We start from the raw sequence: 15,182 nt of genomic DNA, 5'->3' as shown, positions 1-15,182 counted from the left end.
CACTAACGCAGCAGGCCCATGACGAATTACCAAGACGCCTTCAAATCCGCTGTTTCCCGCGTGCGCGCTGAAGGGCGTTATCGGGTCTTTGCCAATTTGCGCCGCTACAAGGGGGAATTCCCGCGTGCGCGCTGGCGGACGGATGAGGGCGATGTCCGCGATGTCGTTGTCTGGTGCTCGAATGATTATCTCGGCATGGGCCAGCGCGCCTGTGTGACCGAGACGATGAAACAGGCCATCGACGATGTCGGTGCAGGGGCGGGCGGCACCCGCAACATCTCCGGTACCACGAATTACCATGTCGAGCTGGAGCGCTCGCTCGCTGACCTGCACGGCAAGGACGCGGCTCTGCTCTTCACCTCGGGCTATATTTCCAATTCAGCAACCATCGGTACGCTCGGCAAAATTCTGCCGGGTCTGATCATTTTTTCAGATGCCCTGAACCACGCCTCGATGATCGAGGGGGTCAAAGGCGCCAAGTGTGAAAAGCATGTCTGGCGGCATAATGATGTCGAGCATCTGGAAGAATTGCTGCGGGCCGCTCCGCTGGATGCGCCCAAGCTGATTGCCTTTGAGTCGGTCTATTCCATGGATGGGGATATCGGCCCGATAGAAGCGGTCTGTGATCTCGCCGACAAATACAATGCGTTGACCTATCTCGATGAAGTCCATGCGGTCGGTCTTTATGGTTTGCGTGGCGGTGGTATCGCCGAGCGCGAAGGTTTGATGGACCGCGTTGACATTATCGAAGGCACACTCGGCAAAGCCTATGGCGTTATGGGCGGCTATATTGCCGCTGACGGCGCGCTTGTGGATGCCATCCGGTCCTGGGCACCGGGCTTCATTTTTACCACGTCACTCGCTCCCGCACTGGCGGCGGGTGCGCGCGCCTCGGTGGAATATCTGAAGTCTGCCCATGAATTGCGCGAAGCCCACCAGGAGCGCGCGGCAACCCTCAAACGACGTATGCGTGAAGCGGATTTGCCGGTGATGGAGAGCGCGACCCATATCGTGCCGCTCTGGGTAGGTGATCCCGTAGTGTGCAAACGGCTGTCGGATGCGTTGCTGGAAGATCATGGCATCTATGTTCAGCCGATCAATTATCCGACGGTTCCGCGCGGAACAGAGCGGCTTCGCTTTACGCCGACACCGGCCCATTCAGACGCAATGTTCGATCAATTGATCGATTCGCTTCAAGAGGTCTGGGTCCGGTTCAAAGCCCGGCGTGTCGCCTGACCGGTTCATCCCATAAGGGCTACCCCCTCGCTGGCCGCGAGGTCATCTATGAATTTGTGGAAACGGCTTCGGCCATTCGTGTGGCGGCCATCGACGTGGCGACCGGCGCGGAAGTGGTTATCCAGTCACCAAAATCCGCCAGCCGTCTGGATATGGAGCGGGTTGCGGGCGCCAAACTGGCCCGAAAACTCGGATTGTCATCTCAAAATCAACGGCCGGATGATGGATCACCCGGCCGCGGTATAAAAGTCTGACGTTGACCGCTTATTTGCCTTTGCGGCCACCGCGTCCAAGTCCGATGTCCTTGGCGAAGGCCGAACGCTTGCGGGAATAGGCCGGCGCGACCATCGGGTAGTCGGATGGCAAACCCCATTTGCGGCGATATTCATCTGGCGACATGTCATATTGCGAGCGCAGGTAACGCTTGAGCATTGTCAGCTTCTTGCCGTCTTCTAGACAGACGATGTAGTCGTCGGTAACGGATTTGGAGACCGAGACTGCCGGCTTGGACTTCGGTTCCGGCTTGGCAGAAGATCCACTGATTTCGCCCATTGTGGAATGCACCGAACGGATGAGGTCCGGAATGCTGTCAGCCGGTACCGAATTGTGTGTCAGAAAAGACGCCACGATATCCGTTGTCATGCGCAGAACTTCTTCTTCATCGATCGGGGGGAGGGTTTCGTCTGTCATAGGGGCTCCGTTTGCCATGTGTATTCTTTGACTTCGATAAGTCGACTAACTCTATTTAAAATTCACGTCTACAAATAGCAACACATGAATAATCAAAATTACATCGAATACTTGAGGTTTTTGCTGCTCAAGGCCGGGCTGCTGCGAAAGTCAAAGATTGTCAGCCTGCCTGTTGCGGCCTATCAATCATGTCCCGCGTAGCGTTTCAGGAGAGTATGCCGTGAATGACGATTTTTTCAGCCAGTCGCTGTCGAGTGCCGATCCGGATCTTGCCGCGGCCGTTGGCAAGGAAATACGGCGTCAGCAACAGCAGATTGAGCTGATCGCCTCGGAGAACATCGTGTCGCGGGCGGTTCTGGAAGCGCAAGGCTCGCCTTTGACGAATAAGTACGCCGAAGGATATCCCGGCAAGCGCTATTATGGCGGTTGTGAATTTGTTGATATTGCCGAAGACCTTGCCCGTGATCGCGCGAAGGAATTATTCGGCGCGGCCTATGTGAATGTGCAGCCCAGCTCGGGCAGTCAGGCCAATCAGGGCGTCTTTCTGGCGCTCCTGAAACCGGGCGATAAAATTCTCGGTATGAGCCTGGATGCCGGTGGCCACCTGACTCATGGTGCCAAGCCGAACATGTCCGGCAAATGGTTTGACGCGCATCATTACGGCGTGCGCGAAGACGATGCGCTGATCGACTATGATGCGCTGGAAGAGAAGGCGAAGGAAGTTCAACCGCAAATGATCATTGCGGGGGGCTCGGCCTATCCGCGGATCATTGATTTCGAACGGTTTCGCGCCATTGCGGATTCTGTCGGCGCCTATCTGCTGGTCGATATGGCGCATTTCGCCGGACTGGTGGCCGCTGGAGAATACCCCAACCCGATCCCGCATGCCGATGTTGTCACGACCACGACGCACAAAACCCTGCGCGGGCCGCGGGGCGGCATGATCCTGTCGCGCGACGAGGATCTGGGGAAGAAATTCAACTCCGCCATTTTCCCTGGACTTCAGGGCGGCCCGCTGATGCATGTCGTCGCGGCCAAGGCGGTGGCGTTTGGCGAGGCGCTGCGTCCGGAGTTCAAGGATTATATCAAATCCGTCGTGGCGAATTGCCAGATCATGGCTGCGACGCTGAAAGAGGGCGGTTACGAGATTGTGTCCGGTGGCACCGATACGCATCTGGCGCTTGTGGATTTGCGTCCGAAATCCCTGACAGGGGATATTTCCGAGAAGGCGCTGGAGCGGGCATTCATGACCTGCAACAAGAACGGCGTGCCGTTTGATCCGGAAAAGCCGATGGTCACCTCCGGTCTCCGCATCGGCTCGCCCGCTGCGACAACGCGCGGATTCGGCGAGGCGGAATTCAAACAAGTCGGCGAGATGATGGTTGAGGTGCTGGATGCGCTCGCAGAAAACCGGTCTGGCAACAAGGCCGTCGAGGAATCGGTGAAAGCCAAAGTGCTGGAACTGACCGGCCGCTTCCCGATTTATCCTGAATTGAGCTAGGCTCCACACATGCGCTGTCCGTTCTGCAGTCACCCCGACACCCAAGTGAAGGACTCCCGGCCTGCCGAAGACGGGGCCTCTATTCGGCGCCGCCGGTCCTGCCCGAAATGTTCGGCACGCTTTACGACGTTTGAACGGGTCCAGTTGCGCGAGTTGACGGTCGTCAAGCGCAGTAATCGCCGTGTCCCATTCGACCGGGACAAGCTGGCGCGTTCTGTTTCGCTTGCCTGCCAGAAACGGGCGATTGATCCTGATCGTCTCGATCAAATGGTGTCGGGAATTGTTCGACGGCTAGAAAGCACGGGAGATTCCGATGTGACGTCGGATTCGATCGGCGAGCTTGTCATGGATGCGCTCAAGAATCTCGATCCGGTTGCCTATGTTCGCTACGCCTCTGTTTACAAGGACTTCCGCGAAGTCGATGATTTCCGTGACTTCATCAAGGGCGAGCAATTGGGGCCGCCCCATGGTGACGATTCCCCATCCGAGCCATGACCGGCCCTGTGCGTCCGAGCGTGACGCTCAAGCTCGCCACCTCGCTGGATGGTAAAATTGCGCTGGCCAATGGTCAGTCCCGATGGATCACCGGCGAAGCCTCTCGGCAGGCAGTCCATCAACTGCGCGGCGCGCATGACGTCATTTTGACGGGGGTCGGAACCGTGCTGGCCGATGATCCGCAGCTCACTGTCCGATTGCCCGGCTATACGGGAAACCAGCCAGGCAGAGTGGTGCTGGATACGCGGTTGCGAACGCCTGATACGGCGCGGTTATTCGAAGGGGGTGGTCCGTTGCTTTTTGTATGCGGCGCGGATGTGCCTGTGCACACTCGCGCGGCGATTGAAGCCAGGGGCGCGAATGTGGTCTCAATCAACCGCTATGACGGGCCGCATACCAGCCTGAAGGCGGCAATCGAGAAAATTGCCGATCTGGACGGTCAATCCATCATGATAGAGGCGGGTGCGCGCATTGCGGCCAGTGCAATCAAGCATGATCTTGTCGATCAGATTGAATGGTTCCGGGGCCCAATGCTCCTCGGCGGAGACGGATTGCCGGTAATGGCAGCGCTTGGCCTTGAGCGGCTGGATGAAGCGCCCATCTTCGAGCGCACAGGCGTCGTGGAATGCGGCGCTGATTTGCACGAGACCTACACACGAAAGCGGGCCTGAATGTTTACCGGAATTGTTACCGCCAAGGGTGTTGTCCGTGCCGTTTCCGGTGAAACGGACAGACGCTTCAGTATTGAAAGCTCCTATGATCCGGACACGATCGATATCGGTGCATCGATCAGTCATGCGGGCGTCTGCCTGACCGTCGTCGAAAAGTCTGCCAGTTCGTCAGGTGGGCTTCATGTCGTCGAGGTTTCGCCAGAAACGCTGGACCGGACGACGCTTGGAGAATGGACGGTCGGACGCCAGATGAATCTGGAGCGTTCGCTCCGGATGGGCGATGAGCTGGGTGGACATCTTGTGACTGGTCATATTGACGGTCTGGGAGAGATCGTGAACCGGGTTGATGATGGCGATTGGCTGAAACTCGACATCCGGGCGCCCGCATCTGTTGCGAGATTTGTTGCGGAGAAGGGATCGATTGCGGTTGATGGCGTGTCGTTGACAGTCAATGCGGTTGAAAAAGATGTCTTTAGCCTGATGATCATTCCCCATACGGCGCAGGTCACCACGATTGGTCAGCTGCAGATTGGCGCGCACGTCAATCTTGAAGTTGATCTCATGGCGCGATACGCCGCGCGCCTGATGCAGGCGGAAGATTGAGGCATGGCCAGAGATACACCGCTTTCCCCGATAGAAGACATTATCGAAGACGCCCGTAACGGGCGGATGTTCATCCTTGTTGACGCAGATGACCGTGAGAATGAGGGCGACCTTGTCATCCCGGCCCAATTTGCGACGCCGGATGCCGTGAATTTCATGGCGCGCTACGGGCGCGGCCTGATATGCCTTTCCGTCTCCGACGAACGGGCAAAGGCGCTCGGTCTGGAGATGATGTCCTCGCACAACCGCACGCGTCACCAGACAGCGTTCACGGTCTCCATTGAAGCGCGGGAAGGCGTCACAACGGGGATTTCCGCTCATGATCGCGCCGTTACAATCGCCGCCGCGATTGATCCGGAAAAAGGGTCGGACGACATCGTCACGCCAGGCCATGTTTTCCCGCTGATTGCCCGGGACGGGGGCGTTCTGGTCCGGGCCGGGCATACGGAAGCAGCGGTTGATGTTGCGCGTCTTGCCGGATTGAATCCCTCCGGCGTGATTTGCGAAATCATGAATGAAGACGGGACGATGGCGCGCATGCCGGATCTGGTTTCATTTGCGCAATTGCATGGGCTGAAGATTGGCACGATCGCCGATCTGATCGCCTACCGCCGCAGGAATGATCTGTTTATCGAACGCCGCGCTGACGTTCCGTTCGAGAGTTACTGGGGCGGAATATTCAAGCTGGTGGTGTATCGCAGTCTTGTGGATGGTTTCGAGCATGTCGCTCTGCTCAAAGGCCAACCCGAGGCGGATCATCCAACGCTGGTGCGCATGCACAAGGTCAGCTTTGTTGATGACGTGATCGCCGCAACGGGGCCGCGGTCCGGGCTTGTCGAAATCGCCATGCAGACACTGGCGCAGCATGACGGCCCGGCGGTGATGGTTTTCATTCGCGAAAGCAATCTCAATGCAATTCGCGAACGGTTTGGGGCCAAGCCGACCGAGCCGGATGAAAAGCGGGAGGAGCGCCGCTTGCGCGAATACGGTATTGGCGCGCAGATTTTGACAGATCTCGGGGTTGGAAAAATGGACCTCCTGACAACAGCACCGCAACCGATTGTGGGACTGGAAGGCTATGGCCTCTCCATCCATGATACCATCCAGCTTGGAGACTTTGACGCATGAATGGTCAACCGCGAATTCTTGTTGTCGTCGCGCCGTATTACAAGGACGTCAGCGATGCCTTGTTGCAAGGTGCCGCAGCGGCTCTGGCGGATGCCGAGTTCGAATTCGCCGAGGTTCCGGGGGCGCTGGAAATTCCCGGGGCCATTGCCTCGGCGGTCAAGAGCCGGACCCGGTTTGACGGCTATGTCGCTCTCGGTTGTGTGATCCGCGGCGAGACCAGTCATTATGACTATGTGGCTGGCGAGTCGGCACGTGCACTCATGGACCTGACGCTGGAAGGTGTCGCGCTCGGAAACGGTATTCTGACCGTTGAGAACCGCGATCAGGCCATGAAGCGGGCAGGTGACAAGGATAAAGGTGGAGATGCAGCGCGCGCCTGCCTTGCGATGATCCGCCTGCGCGAGCGATTTGGAGCCGCCTGATGGACATTCCCGAAGAGATACTGCCGGTGATGAAACCGAAGCCCGAAGCGCGCCTGGCCGCGGTGCAGGCGCTATTTCAGATCGAGCAGGGCGGCATGTCCATTGAGCGGGTCCTGGGGCAGTTTGCCGAATACCGGCTTTCTGAAACAGCGGATACGGAATTGTTTGAAAAACTGGTGCGGGGAACAACCGTATCCACCGCAAAACTGGATCAGACGATTGCACCGGCTTTGACCGCCAAATGGAAGCTCGAGCGGATTGACGCGACGCTTCGAGCGATATTGCGCTGCGGTGTGTTTGAAATGATCGATGCCACGGAAACCCCCGCACCGGTTCTGCTTGAAGCCTATGTTGACCTGGCGGCGGCCTTCTTTGATGACAAGGATGTTGCTTTCATCAATGCGGTTCTGGACCGTCTGACGCGTGACATCCGGCCGGGAAGCCTGGTGGGGTGAGCCGGGTCGGCGAATTCGATTTTATTGCGCAATCACTGGCGCCTCTTTCGTCTGGCTATGAGGGCGCTTTTGGCCTGACGGACGACGCGGCGCTTCTGGCGCAAAAAGCGGGACTGGTCGTTACAACAGATACACTCGTTCAAGGCGTGCATTTTCGAAGTGATGACCCGCTGGACCTTGTGGCCCGTAAGGCGTTGCGGGTAAATATTTCCGATCTTGTGGCCATGGCGGCCAAGCCCCATGCTTTTCTGCTGTCCATCGTCTGGCCTGAAGACATTCGGCAAGATCAACAAAATCTGTTCGTTGATGGCCTGTCTGCTGATGTCTCGCAGTATTCCATCCCCTTGATTGGCGGCGATACGACGCGCGGCGGTGACCGGCTTGTCATCACCATTACGGCTTTCGGAGAGGTTGACGCGCCCCTTCGCCGAAGTGGCGCGCGGCCGGGCGATCGTGTTTTTGTGAGCGGGACAATAGGGGACGGTTTTCTGGGGCTTGGCGCCGCGGATACCGGTCTGCCACAGCACCAGGTGGAGCAGCTCAATACAAGATATCTTCTACCTGAGCCGCGGGTCGAACTGATAGAAGCGTTAAGGCAGATCGCTTCGGCCGGGCTCGATATCTCTGATGGTCTTGTGTCGGATGCCGGTCATCTGGCGCGTGCCAGCGGCGTTTCGCTCGATATCCGGCTGGAAGACGTACCATTGTCAGACCCGGCTCGTCTCTGGCTCTCCCGGCAGGACAATGGTGTGGATGCTTGGTCTTCACTGTTTACCGGTGGAGATGACTATGAAATGCTCTTCTGTGTTCCGGAAAAGGAACGGAATGCCTTGCTGACGGCTGCGCAGGCCTGCGGCGTTCCCGTTACCGAGATTGGCGAAATTGCCGAGGGTGAGGGCGTCCGGGTCACTGATGATTCCAGCAAGATCGTTCAAATTTTACGGACCGGTTTTACGCATTTTTGAGCGTGGACTGCTAGTCTCCGCCGTATGAAAAACCTTCTCCTTGGCCTCGCCCTCTGCTCCATTGTCCTGTCGCCCGCTGCTTTCGCCGGCGGTGGAGGCGGCGGTGGGTCCGGTAGTAGCGGTACCACAATCAATTTCGATTGGAATGATACCGGAGACGGGCCAGACGCGGCTCATAACAGCATCATGGAAGAGCTTGGTGTCAATGAAGGTGATCCGCGCGTTATTTCGATGCCCGCGATTGTTGTTCCGCTCGTGTCCGATCATCGCCTGCGCGGCTATGCCTATATTCACCCGCGTCTGTTGGTGGCGCGTGGAAGTCAATCGCGCAGAGTGCAGGACAATACACACTTCGCCCTGGACCGTCTGATCCGCGCCAGCCATCGGGAGAATCTGACCGATGAAAGCGGCGAAACGATTGATCGGGATCGGGTGCGTGAAGTCTGGTTGGCAGCCCTTGCGGAGTATTTTGGCGAAGGTGTGATTGAGCAAGTTTCTCTCGCGACACCTGATATCCGCCTTATCCGCTGATATTTCAGTAAATTAATCCATTGCATCCGGGCGTGTTGCGCCCGACAATGGCTTTGGGCATATTCCCGCCACTTTCCTTGGGGGGGATGGGAGGTTCGCTGATTCGCGAGCCATGCCCTGACAGCATTTCCTCCCCGATCAATTTGAATTGGGACGAAAGGCTGAATGCCATGAATATGGAATTGGGACTTGGACTGGTCATTCTGGCTGGCCTGCTTGCCGTCGTATACGGCGTCGTGCAGAGCCGGGCGATTCTGGCAGCTGATGCCGGAAATGACCGCATGAAAGAGATCGCTGCGGCGATCCAGGAAGGCGCGAACGCCTATCTGAAACGGCAGTATATGACCATCGCCATTGTTGGCGTCGCCGTTACCGTACTTGTGTGGTTCTTGCTGGGCTTTCTCGTAGCAGTGGGCTTCGTCATCGGTGCCGTGCTATCGGGCATGGCAGGATTCATCGGCATGCTGGTTTCGGTCCGCGCCAATGTGCGGACAACCCAGGCCGCGTCGATCAGCCTTGCTGGCGGCCTGTCCATGGCGTTCCGCTCGGGTGCCGTCACGGGCATGCTGGTCGCAGGCCTCGCTCTGCTGGGTGTGGCTGTTTACTACTATCTGCTCACCGCTGTTTTCCCGCCGGAGAACCCGCGCGTCGTTATCGACGCTCTGGTTGCGCTCGGCTTCGGTGCGTCCCTGATCTCGATCTTTGCCCGTCTTGGCGGCGGTATCTTCACCAAGGGTGCGGATGTCGGCGGCGACATGGTCGGAAAGGTCGAGGCTGGTATCCCGGAAGATGATCCGCGCAACCCGGCAACCATTGCTGACAATGTCGGTGACAATGTCGGTGACTGTGCCGGTATGGCGGCTGATCTGTTCGAAACCTATGCGGTCACGATTGTCGCGACCATGGTTCTGGCCTCCATTTTCTTCGCAGGTGCTGCTGCTCCGGCCATGATGTTCCTGCCGCTGGCCATTGGTGGTGTGTGTATCGTGACATCAATCATCGGGACCTTCTTCGTGAAGCTCGGCAAATCGAACAACATCATGAATGCGCTGTACAAGGGCTTCGTGGTGTCGGCGGTGCTGTCATTGCCCGCTGTTGCTGCCGCGATCTATTATGTGCTGCCGAACGGCTTCGGTCCGATCATGGAAGGCAGTGCGATTACCGGCCTGAACCTGTTCCTTTGTGGCGGTATCGGATTGGCCGTTACGGGTCTGATCATCTGGATCACCGAATACTATACCGGCGTTGACAAGCGCCCGGTACGCTCGGTGGCACAGGCATCGGTTTCCGGGCATGGCACAAACGTCATCCAGGGTCTGGCCGTCTCGCTGGAATCCACCGCGCTGCCGGCGCTGGTGATTATTGCCGGCATTATCGGCACCTATGTCCTGGCAGGTCTCTTCGGCATTGCCATTGCCGTGACGACGATGCTGGCGCTGGCCGGTATGGTGGTGGCCCTCGATGCCTTCGGTCCGGTGACGGATAACGCCGGTGGTATCGCAGAAATGGCGGGCCTTCCCGAGGAAGTCCGGAACACGACGGACGCGCTGGACGCCGTGGGTAACACCACAAAAGCCGTGACCAAGGGTTATGCCATTGGTTCGGCAGGGCTTGGTGCTTTGGTGCTGTTTGCTGCCTATACGGCGGATATCCAGCACTTTATCGAGACTGCGAATGGAGAAGGTTTCTTTGCGGACCTGATCTATGGCGGAACCGAAGTTACGGCGAATGTCGTCAACTTCTCGCTGTCCAATCCGTATGTCGTCGTCGGTCTCCTCTTTGGTGGTCTTCTGCCATTCCTTTTCGGCGGCATGTCGATGATGGCCGTTGGCCGCGCGGCCCAGTCGGTTGTTGTGGAAGTGCGTCGCCAGTTCCGCGAAAACCCGGGCATCATGGAAGGCACTGTCAAGCCGGATTATGGCCGGGCGGTGGATCTTCTGACCAAGGCGGCGATCCGTGAGATGATCGTACCGTCGCTTCTGCCGGTCCTGTCACCCATCATCCTGTTCTTCGTGATCATGCTGATCGCCGGACCGGGCCCGGCTCTGTCGGCAGTGGGTGCCATGCTGCTGGGCGTGATCGTGACAGGCCTCTTTGTGGCTATCTCGATGACCTCCGGTGGGGGTGCCTGGGATAATGCCAAAAAGGCGATCGAAGACGGCTTCACCGACTCCGATGGAGTCCTTCATGAAAAGGGCTCCGAGGCTCACAAGGCTGCGGTTACCGGCGATACGGTTGGCGATCCCTACAAGGACACTGCTGGCCCGGCTGTGAACCCGATGATCAAGATCACCAATATCGTGGCGCTCTTGCTCCTTGCGGTGATTGCTCACCAGTAGCGATCAGCCAAAGGCAAAAGAAAAGCCCCGGTCTTCGGACCGGGGCTTTTTTATACTCAGATATTGGGAGTATTTACTCGTCGCGTCGTGGACCGCCGGCCCCGCCGGGCAGGTTCTGCTCGCCACCGAATTGCTCGGTTGGCAGGCTGCCGATATTGCCGAACAATTGTTCCCAGACATTCATTTCGCGGCCCGGTGTCGGCGTCTCGCGATCGACCAGCGCAACCCGGCGCCCGTCCTCAAGGCCATATTCATCGACCGACGATACCACTCCGGACTCGTCAAACTGAACTTCGACAATCCGGCGGTAGCTTGTCTGTGGCCGCTGATAGGCCAGAGACTCACGTGTGTCGGACATGTAATACCAGGTCGTCGATTCAAACACGCCTTGCGTTGACGGGCTGCCAAGGCGCTCAAGGACGCTGGCCTGATTATCTTCGCCCGGTACGATCTCCGGCACTTCGCCGTTGACGTATACAAAGCCGTGATTCCGGAGGACAGGTGTGCAACCGACAGCAAAAATGGATCCGGCTGCAACAGCCAATAGCAATGCGCGCTTCATGGACTAAACCCTAATTCCCGGTTCTGGATACTATGCCGAGTTGACCTAGCTGAGGCTGATCATAGCTTCAAGTCCCAACAAGAGGGAGTGTTCATCACATGTTGTCGTTCCTGAAGGCCCGCCGTCAGTCCAGAGAGCAGACACAGGCGCTTTATGACCGCATTGTTGTCACCGCCCGGCAGCCGCAATTCTATGCAGTTGGCGGGGTGCCAGATACGCCTGAGGGGCGTTTCGAGTTGATATCACTCCACGTCATTCTGGCGATCAGCCGACTCAATGCCGAGGGCGAGACAGGCCGCGCGGCCGGTCAGGCGCTGTTTGATCACTTCTTCAAGGACATGGATTATGCGATGCGCGAGATGGGCATCGGCGATACCAGCATCGGTAAGAAAATCCGGGCGATGGCAGAAGTTTTTTATGGCCGGTTCAAGAGTTATGCAGGCGCTTCGGACTCTGGCGACAGATCAGCTCTGGTTGAAGCCATTGGCCGCAATCTTTTGGGTGATCCGCACCACGAACAGGCCGGGCGCTTTGCGGACTATTTTCGAAAAAGTACCGACGAGCTGGCGACACTTTCCCTGCTCAACGCCAATTCAGCCGATGAATTGCGGTTTGCAGATTTCTGACGGCTGCCCTCGGCGCGTTCAGGCGTCTTGCATCGTTTCGGGCTTTGGATATGGTCGCGCCGGTTCAATGAATGCGCCGGATACGTCCCGCGCCAGCTCCGCTAAGGTATGACCCAGACCGCACCGATAATATCCGTTGATGCCATGGGGGCCGATAATGGCCCGTCCGTCGCGGTTGAAGGGATCAGCCATATTCTGAAGCGTTTGCCGGAGACGCCAGCGCGCTTTCTGGTTCATGGTGATGAAGCCCAGCTCGCACCATTGATCGCGGCAGCCTCGCCACTCGCGCGCGAACGCATCATGCTTCAACACACCGATTCGGAAGTTCGCATGACGGACAAGCCGAGCGAGGCCGTGCGGCGCTCTCGCGGCTCATCCATGTGGAACGCTCTGGCCGCTGTGAAAAATGGCGAGGCCGATGTCGTTGTATCCGCCGGTAATACCGGCGCGCTCATGGCGATTTCAAAAGTTGTGTTGCGGATGAAAAAGGGCGTGCATCGCCCGGCTATTTCCGCCAGCTGGCCGACTCCGCGCGGCCATACCGTGGTGCTGGACGTGGGTGCCAATGTCGAATGCGGGCCGAAGCAATTGGTCGAGTTCGCAATTATGGGTGAAGCTTTTCACCGCGCAGTGCATGGCTCGACGCACCCGACGGTCGGGTTGCTGAATGTTGGCCAGGAAGAGCTCAAGGGCAATGATACTGTCCGCGCCGCAGATCGCCTGATCCGTGATGCGAAGATCGATTTCAAATATCATGGCTTTGTGGAGGGCGATGATATCTCGCTCGGTCTGACAGATGTCGTGGTCACTGACGGCTTCACCGGAAATATTGCGTTGAAGACCGCGGAAGGCACTGTGAAGCTGGTGGCCCACTGGATGAGAGAATCGTTCACCAGTTCGCTGACCGCCAAGATTGGCGCCTTCTTTCTCAATATGGGCGGTCTGGATCACTTACGGGCAAAGCTCGATCCGCGCTCGATCAATGGCGGCGTGTTGCTGGGCCTCAATGGCATGGTCGTCAAAAGCCATGGCGGAACCGACGGCGAGGGCTTCGCAACAGCGCTCGGTCTCGGGATCGATATTGCCGGCAGTCATTTCCTCACGGAAATCGAAGCCAATCTGGAACGTCTTACCCGTGCTGAAGAAGCAAAAAGCGAAACGGACTCTTGACCCAATTGATTTCACGCGTGGCCGGGCAGGGGAGTTACCTGCCTGAGCGGGTATTGACGAATTCTGAAATCGCCACCTTTGTCGATACGGATGATGAATGGATCCGAGCGCGCACCGGCATTAGCGAGCGCCATATTGCTGCCGAGGGCGAAACGACGTCCGATCTTGGCTACAGGGCTGCACTGGCCGCTCTTGAAGATGCCGGTCTGACGCCGGATGATATTGACCTGATTGTGGTCGCAACGACGACAGCAGACCTGATTTTCCCCTCAACCGCCGCACTTATTCAGGCGCGGTTGGGAATCCGGCACGGTGCCGCCTTTGATATTCAGGCGGTTTGTTCCGGCTTCATCTACGCGTTGGCCGTAACGGACGGATTGTTGAAGGGCGGCGTCTTTCAGCGCGCGCTCGTTATCGGTGCGGAAACCATGTCGCGAATCCTCAATTGGGAGGATCGTACGACCTGTGTTCTTTTTGGAGACGGAGCAGGTGCCTGGGTGCTGGAGCGATCCGAAGGCGATAAGGGCATCATTGGCTATGATTTGAGATGTGAGGGACGATACACCGATCTGCTCAAGACCACCGGCGGTGTCTCATCGACCCAATCATCCGGACTGTTGACCATGGAAGGACCGGCGGTGTTCAAACATGCCATTCTGAAAATCTCGAATTCCATGGAAAGACTGATCGAGCGCGAGAATGTGGCAATCGCGGATATCGACTGGTTTGTGCCGCATCAGGCCAATCAGCGAATATTGGAAGGCGTCGCTGACAAGCTGGGCATTTCCCGTGACAAGGTGATTTCAACCGTCGCCAAGCACGGAAACACCTCTGCAGCTTCGGTTCCGCTCGCTTTTTCGCAAGCTGTGGATGATGAACGCATCAAGCCCGGAGACCTTTGTTTGCTTGAAGCTCTGGGCGGTGGGTTGACGTGGGGGTCAGCCTTGGTGCGTTTATAGCCCAAATGGGTGGCTAACACGTTGACGAGGCTGGCCTGTTGGGACTAGCCTGTCTTCGTCCAGTGGGGGAATAGAATGTCCGGTAAAACCGTAACGCGAGCTGACCTTGCCGATGCAGTGCATCAGAACATTGGTTTGTCGCGACAGGAATCATCTGATCTCGTTCAATCTGTGCTCGGCATGGTTTCGGATTCACTGGCAAATGGAGATTCGGTGAAGCTCTCTTCATTCGGGTCTTTTTTGCTGAGAGACAAGAGTGGCCGGGTTGGCCGCAATCCGAAAACAGGTGAAGAAGTGCCGATTGATCCGCGTCGTGTTCTGACTTTCAAGCCGTCACAGGTTTTGAAGGAAAAAGTGGACGCAGGTCACTCGAAAGGCTGAGCCAGTGACGGATAAAGCGCCAGACGCTTACCGCACCATCAGCGAGGCGGCAGAAGAGCTTGACCTTCCAGCGCATGTATTGCGGTTTTGGGAGAGTCGGTTTTCGCAGATCAAACCGGTCAAACGGGCCGGCGGGCGTCGGTTGTATCGCCCCGGGGATATTCAGCTGCTTCGGGGTATACGTACCCTTCTTTACGATCAGGGCTACACTATAAAAGGCGCACAAAAGTATTTGCGCGAACATGGTGTTGCCGCCGTTTCCTCGCTGGCTGAAAGCGGGGTCCAAGCGACCGTATCAGCCAAACCGAGCCCTTTGGCGGATCGCTACATTCCTGTCGCCACCCAGGTGTCAGGGAGCGGTGAATTGGTGTCTGTCATCGCCAAGCTGGAAGCCGCGAAGACGAAAATTGATAGCGCGCTGTCGGCGCGATCGTCCAACTAACTTATC

19 protein-coding genes are annotated in these 15,182 nt (G+C 57.5%); 17 read left to right on the top strand and 2 right to left on the bottom strand.

Going from position 1 to position 15,182, the window contains the following annotated elements; genetic code table 11:
* Window positions 1–18: 18 nt before the first annotated feature.
* Both hemA and HXX25_RS05180 read left to right on the top strand, forming a co-directional pair.
* Window positions 19–1,236, top strand: coding sequence for a 5-aminolevulinate synthase (hemA, locus tag HXX25_RS05185; protein WP_187167438.1), 1,218 nt, complete (start codon window positions 19–21; stop codon window positions 1,234–1,236).
* Window positions 1,237–1,292: 56 nt separating this feature from the next.
* A complete protein-coding gene (locus HXX25_RS05180) occupies window positions 1,293–1,490 on the top strand; it encodes a hypothetical protein (RefSeq protein WP_187167437.1) in 198 nt (65 codons plus the stop codon).
* A gap of 10 nt (window positions 1,491–1,500) precedes the next feature.
* On the opposite strand, the gene HXX25_RS05175 is transcribed toward HXX25_RS05180, so the two are convergent.
* Window positions 1,501–1,926, bottom strand: a complete 426-nt coding sequence (locus HXX25_RS05175; protein ID WP_187167436.1) for a MucR family transcriptional regulator — start codon at window positions 1,924–1,926, stop codon at window positions 1,501–1,503.
* Window positions 1,927–2,146: 220 nt separating this feature from the next.
* Here HXX25_RS05175 and glyA point away from each other — a divergent pair, with 220 nt between their 5' ends.
* The 10 genes from glyA to HXX25_RS05125 all read left to right on the top strand — a co-directional run bounded on the left by glyA (window position 2,147) and on the right by HXX25_RS05125 (window position 11,036).
* Complete coding sequence (gene glyA, locus HXX25_RS05170) at window positions 2,147–3,427, top strand: serine hydroxymethyltransferase (RefSeq protein ID WP_255466975.1); 1,281 nt, start codon at window positions 2,147–2,149, stop codon at window positions 3,425–3,427.
* A 9-nt stretch (window positions 3,428–3,436) separates the two neighbouring features.
* Complete coding sequence (nrdR, locus tag HXX25_RS05165; protein ID WP_187167435.1) at window positions 3,437–3,922, top strand: transcriptional regulator NrdR; 486 nt, start codon at window positions 3,437–3,439, stop codon at window positions 3,920–3,922.
* Window positions 3,919–4,593, top strand: coding sequence for a RibD family protein (locus HXX25_RS05160; protein WP_187167434.1), 675 nt, complete (start codon window positions 3,919–3,921; stop codon window positions 4,591–4,593). The genes nrdR and HXX25_RS05160 overlap by 4 nt, the downstream gene beginning before the upstream one ends.
* Window positions 4,594–5,196 (top strand): riboflavin synthase, encoded by a 603-nt coding sequence (locus tag HXX25_RS05155; protein WP_187167433.1) that lies wholly within the window; start codon window positions 4,594–4,596, stop codon window positions 5,194–5,196.
* Between the two features lie 3 nt (window positions 5,197–5,199).
* Window positions 5,200–6,324, top strand: a complete 1,125-nt coding sequence (gene ribB / locus HXX25_RS05150; RefSeq protein WP_187167432.1) for a 3,4-dihydroxy-2-butanone-4-phosphate synthase — start codon at window positions 5,200–5,202, stop codon at window positions 6,322–6,324.
* Window positions 6,321–6,746 (top strand): 6,7-dimethyl-8-ribityllumazine synthase, encoded by a 426-nt coding sequence (gene ribH / locus HXX25_RS05145; RefSeq protein WP_187167431.1) that lies wholly within the window; start codon window positions 6,321–6,323, stop codon window positions 6,744–6,746. The genes ribB and ribH overlap by 4 nt, the downstream gene beginning before the upstream one ends.
* Window positions 6,746–7,201: a transcription antitermination factor NusB gene (nusB, locus tag HXX25_RS05140; protein WP_187167430.1), complete on the top strand. Its 456-nt coding sequence runs from the start codon at window positions 6,746–6,748 to the stop codon at window positions 7,199–7,201. The genes ribH and nusB overlap by 1 nt, the downstream gene beginning before the upstream one ends.
* The gene (thiL, locus tag HXX25_RS05135; protein WP_187167429.1) at window positions 7,198–8,166 is read left to right on the top strand and encodes a thiamine-phosphate kinase; all 969 of its coding nucleotides are present in this window, start codon (window positions 7,198–7,200) and stop codon (window positions 8,164–8,166) included. Before nusB ends, thiL begins: the two co-directional genes overlap by 4 nt.
* Before the next feature lie 24 nt (window positions 8,167–8,190).
* Complete coding sequence (locus HXX25_RS05130; protein ID WP_187167428.1) at window positions 8,191–8,697, top strand: hypothetical protein; 507 nt, start codon at window positions 8,191–8,193, stop codon at window positions 8,695–8,697.
* Between the two features lie 176 nt (window positions 8,698–8,873).
* Entirely contained in the window at window positions 8,874–11,036 is a 2,163-nt protein-coding gene (locus tag HXX25_RS05125; RefSeq protein WP_187167752.1) for a sodium-translocating pyrophosphatase, read from the top strand.
* Window positions 11,037–11,109: 73 nt separating this feature from the next.
* Here the strand turns inward: HXX25_RS05125 and HXX25_RS05120 are convergent, their stop codons facing one another.
* Window positions 11,110–11,598 carry an outer membrane protein assembly factor BamE gene (locus HXX25_RS05120; protein ID WP_187167427.1) on the bottom strand — a complete coding sequence of 163 codons (489 nt, stop codon included), beginning with the start codon at window positions 11,596–11,598 and terminating at the stop codon, window positions 11,110–11,112.
* Between the two features lie 98 nt (window positions 11,599–11,696).
* Between HXX25_RS05120 and HXX25_RS05115 the strand changes: the two genes are divergently transcribed.
* From HXX25_RS05115 to HXX25_RS05095, 5 genes are all read left to right on the top strand, one after another.
* A complete protein-coding gene (locus HXX25_RS05115) occupies window positions 11,697–12,224 on the top strand; it encodes a ubiquinol-cytochrome C chaperone family protein (RefSeq protein WP_187167426.1) in 528 nt (175 codons plus the stop codon).
* Window positions 12,225–12,332: 108 nt separating this feature from the next.
* Entirely contained in the window at window positions 12,333–13,394 is a 1,062-nt protein-coding gene (gene plsX, locus HXX25_RS05110) for a phosphate acyltransferase PlsX (protein WP_187167425.1), read from the top strand.
* Window positions 13,391–14,353, top strand: a complete 963-nt coding sequence (locus tag HXX25_RS05105) for a beta-ketoacyl-ACP synthase III (protein ID WP_304607835.1) — start codon at window positions 13,391–13,393, stop codon at window positions 14,351–14,353. Before plsX ends, HXX25_RS05105 begins: the two co-directional genes overlap by 4 nt.
* 75 nt (window positions 14,354–14,428) lie before the next feature.
* A complete protein-coding gene (locus HXX25_RS05100) occupies window positions 14,429–14,734 on the top strand; it encodes an integration host factor subunit alpha (protein ID WP_187167424.1) in 306 nt (101 codons plus the stop codon).
* A 4-nt stretch (window positions 14,735–14,738) separates the two neighbouring features.
* Window positions 14,739–15,176, top strand: a complete 438-nt coding sequence (locus HXX25_RS05095; protein WP_187167423.1) for a MerR family transcriptional regulator — start codon at window positions 14,739–14,741, stop codon at window positions 15,174–15,176.
* Window positions 15,177–15,182 lie beyond the last annotated feature (6 nt).

Origin of the sequence: Hyphobacterium sp. CCMP332, from assembly GCF_014323565.1 — a bacterium.
GTDB lineage: Bacteria > Pseudomonadota > Alphaproteobacteria > Caulobacterales > Maricaulaceae > Hyphobacterium.
Note: the sequence above shows the minus strand (reverse complement) of the source record. Positions and strands in the feature narration are given on the sequence as shown.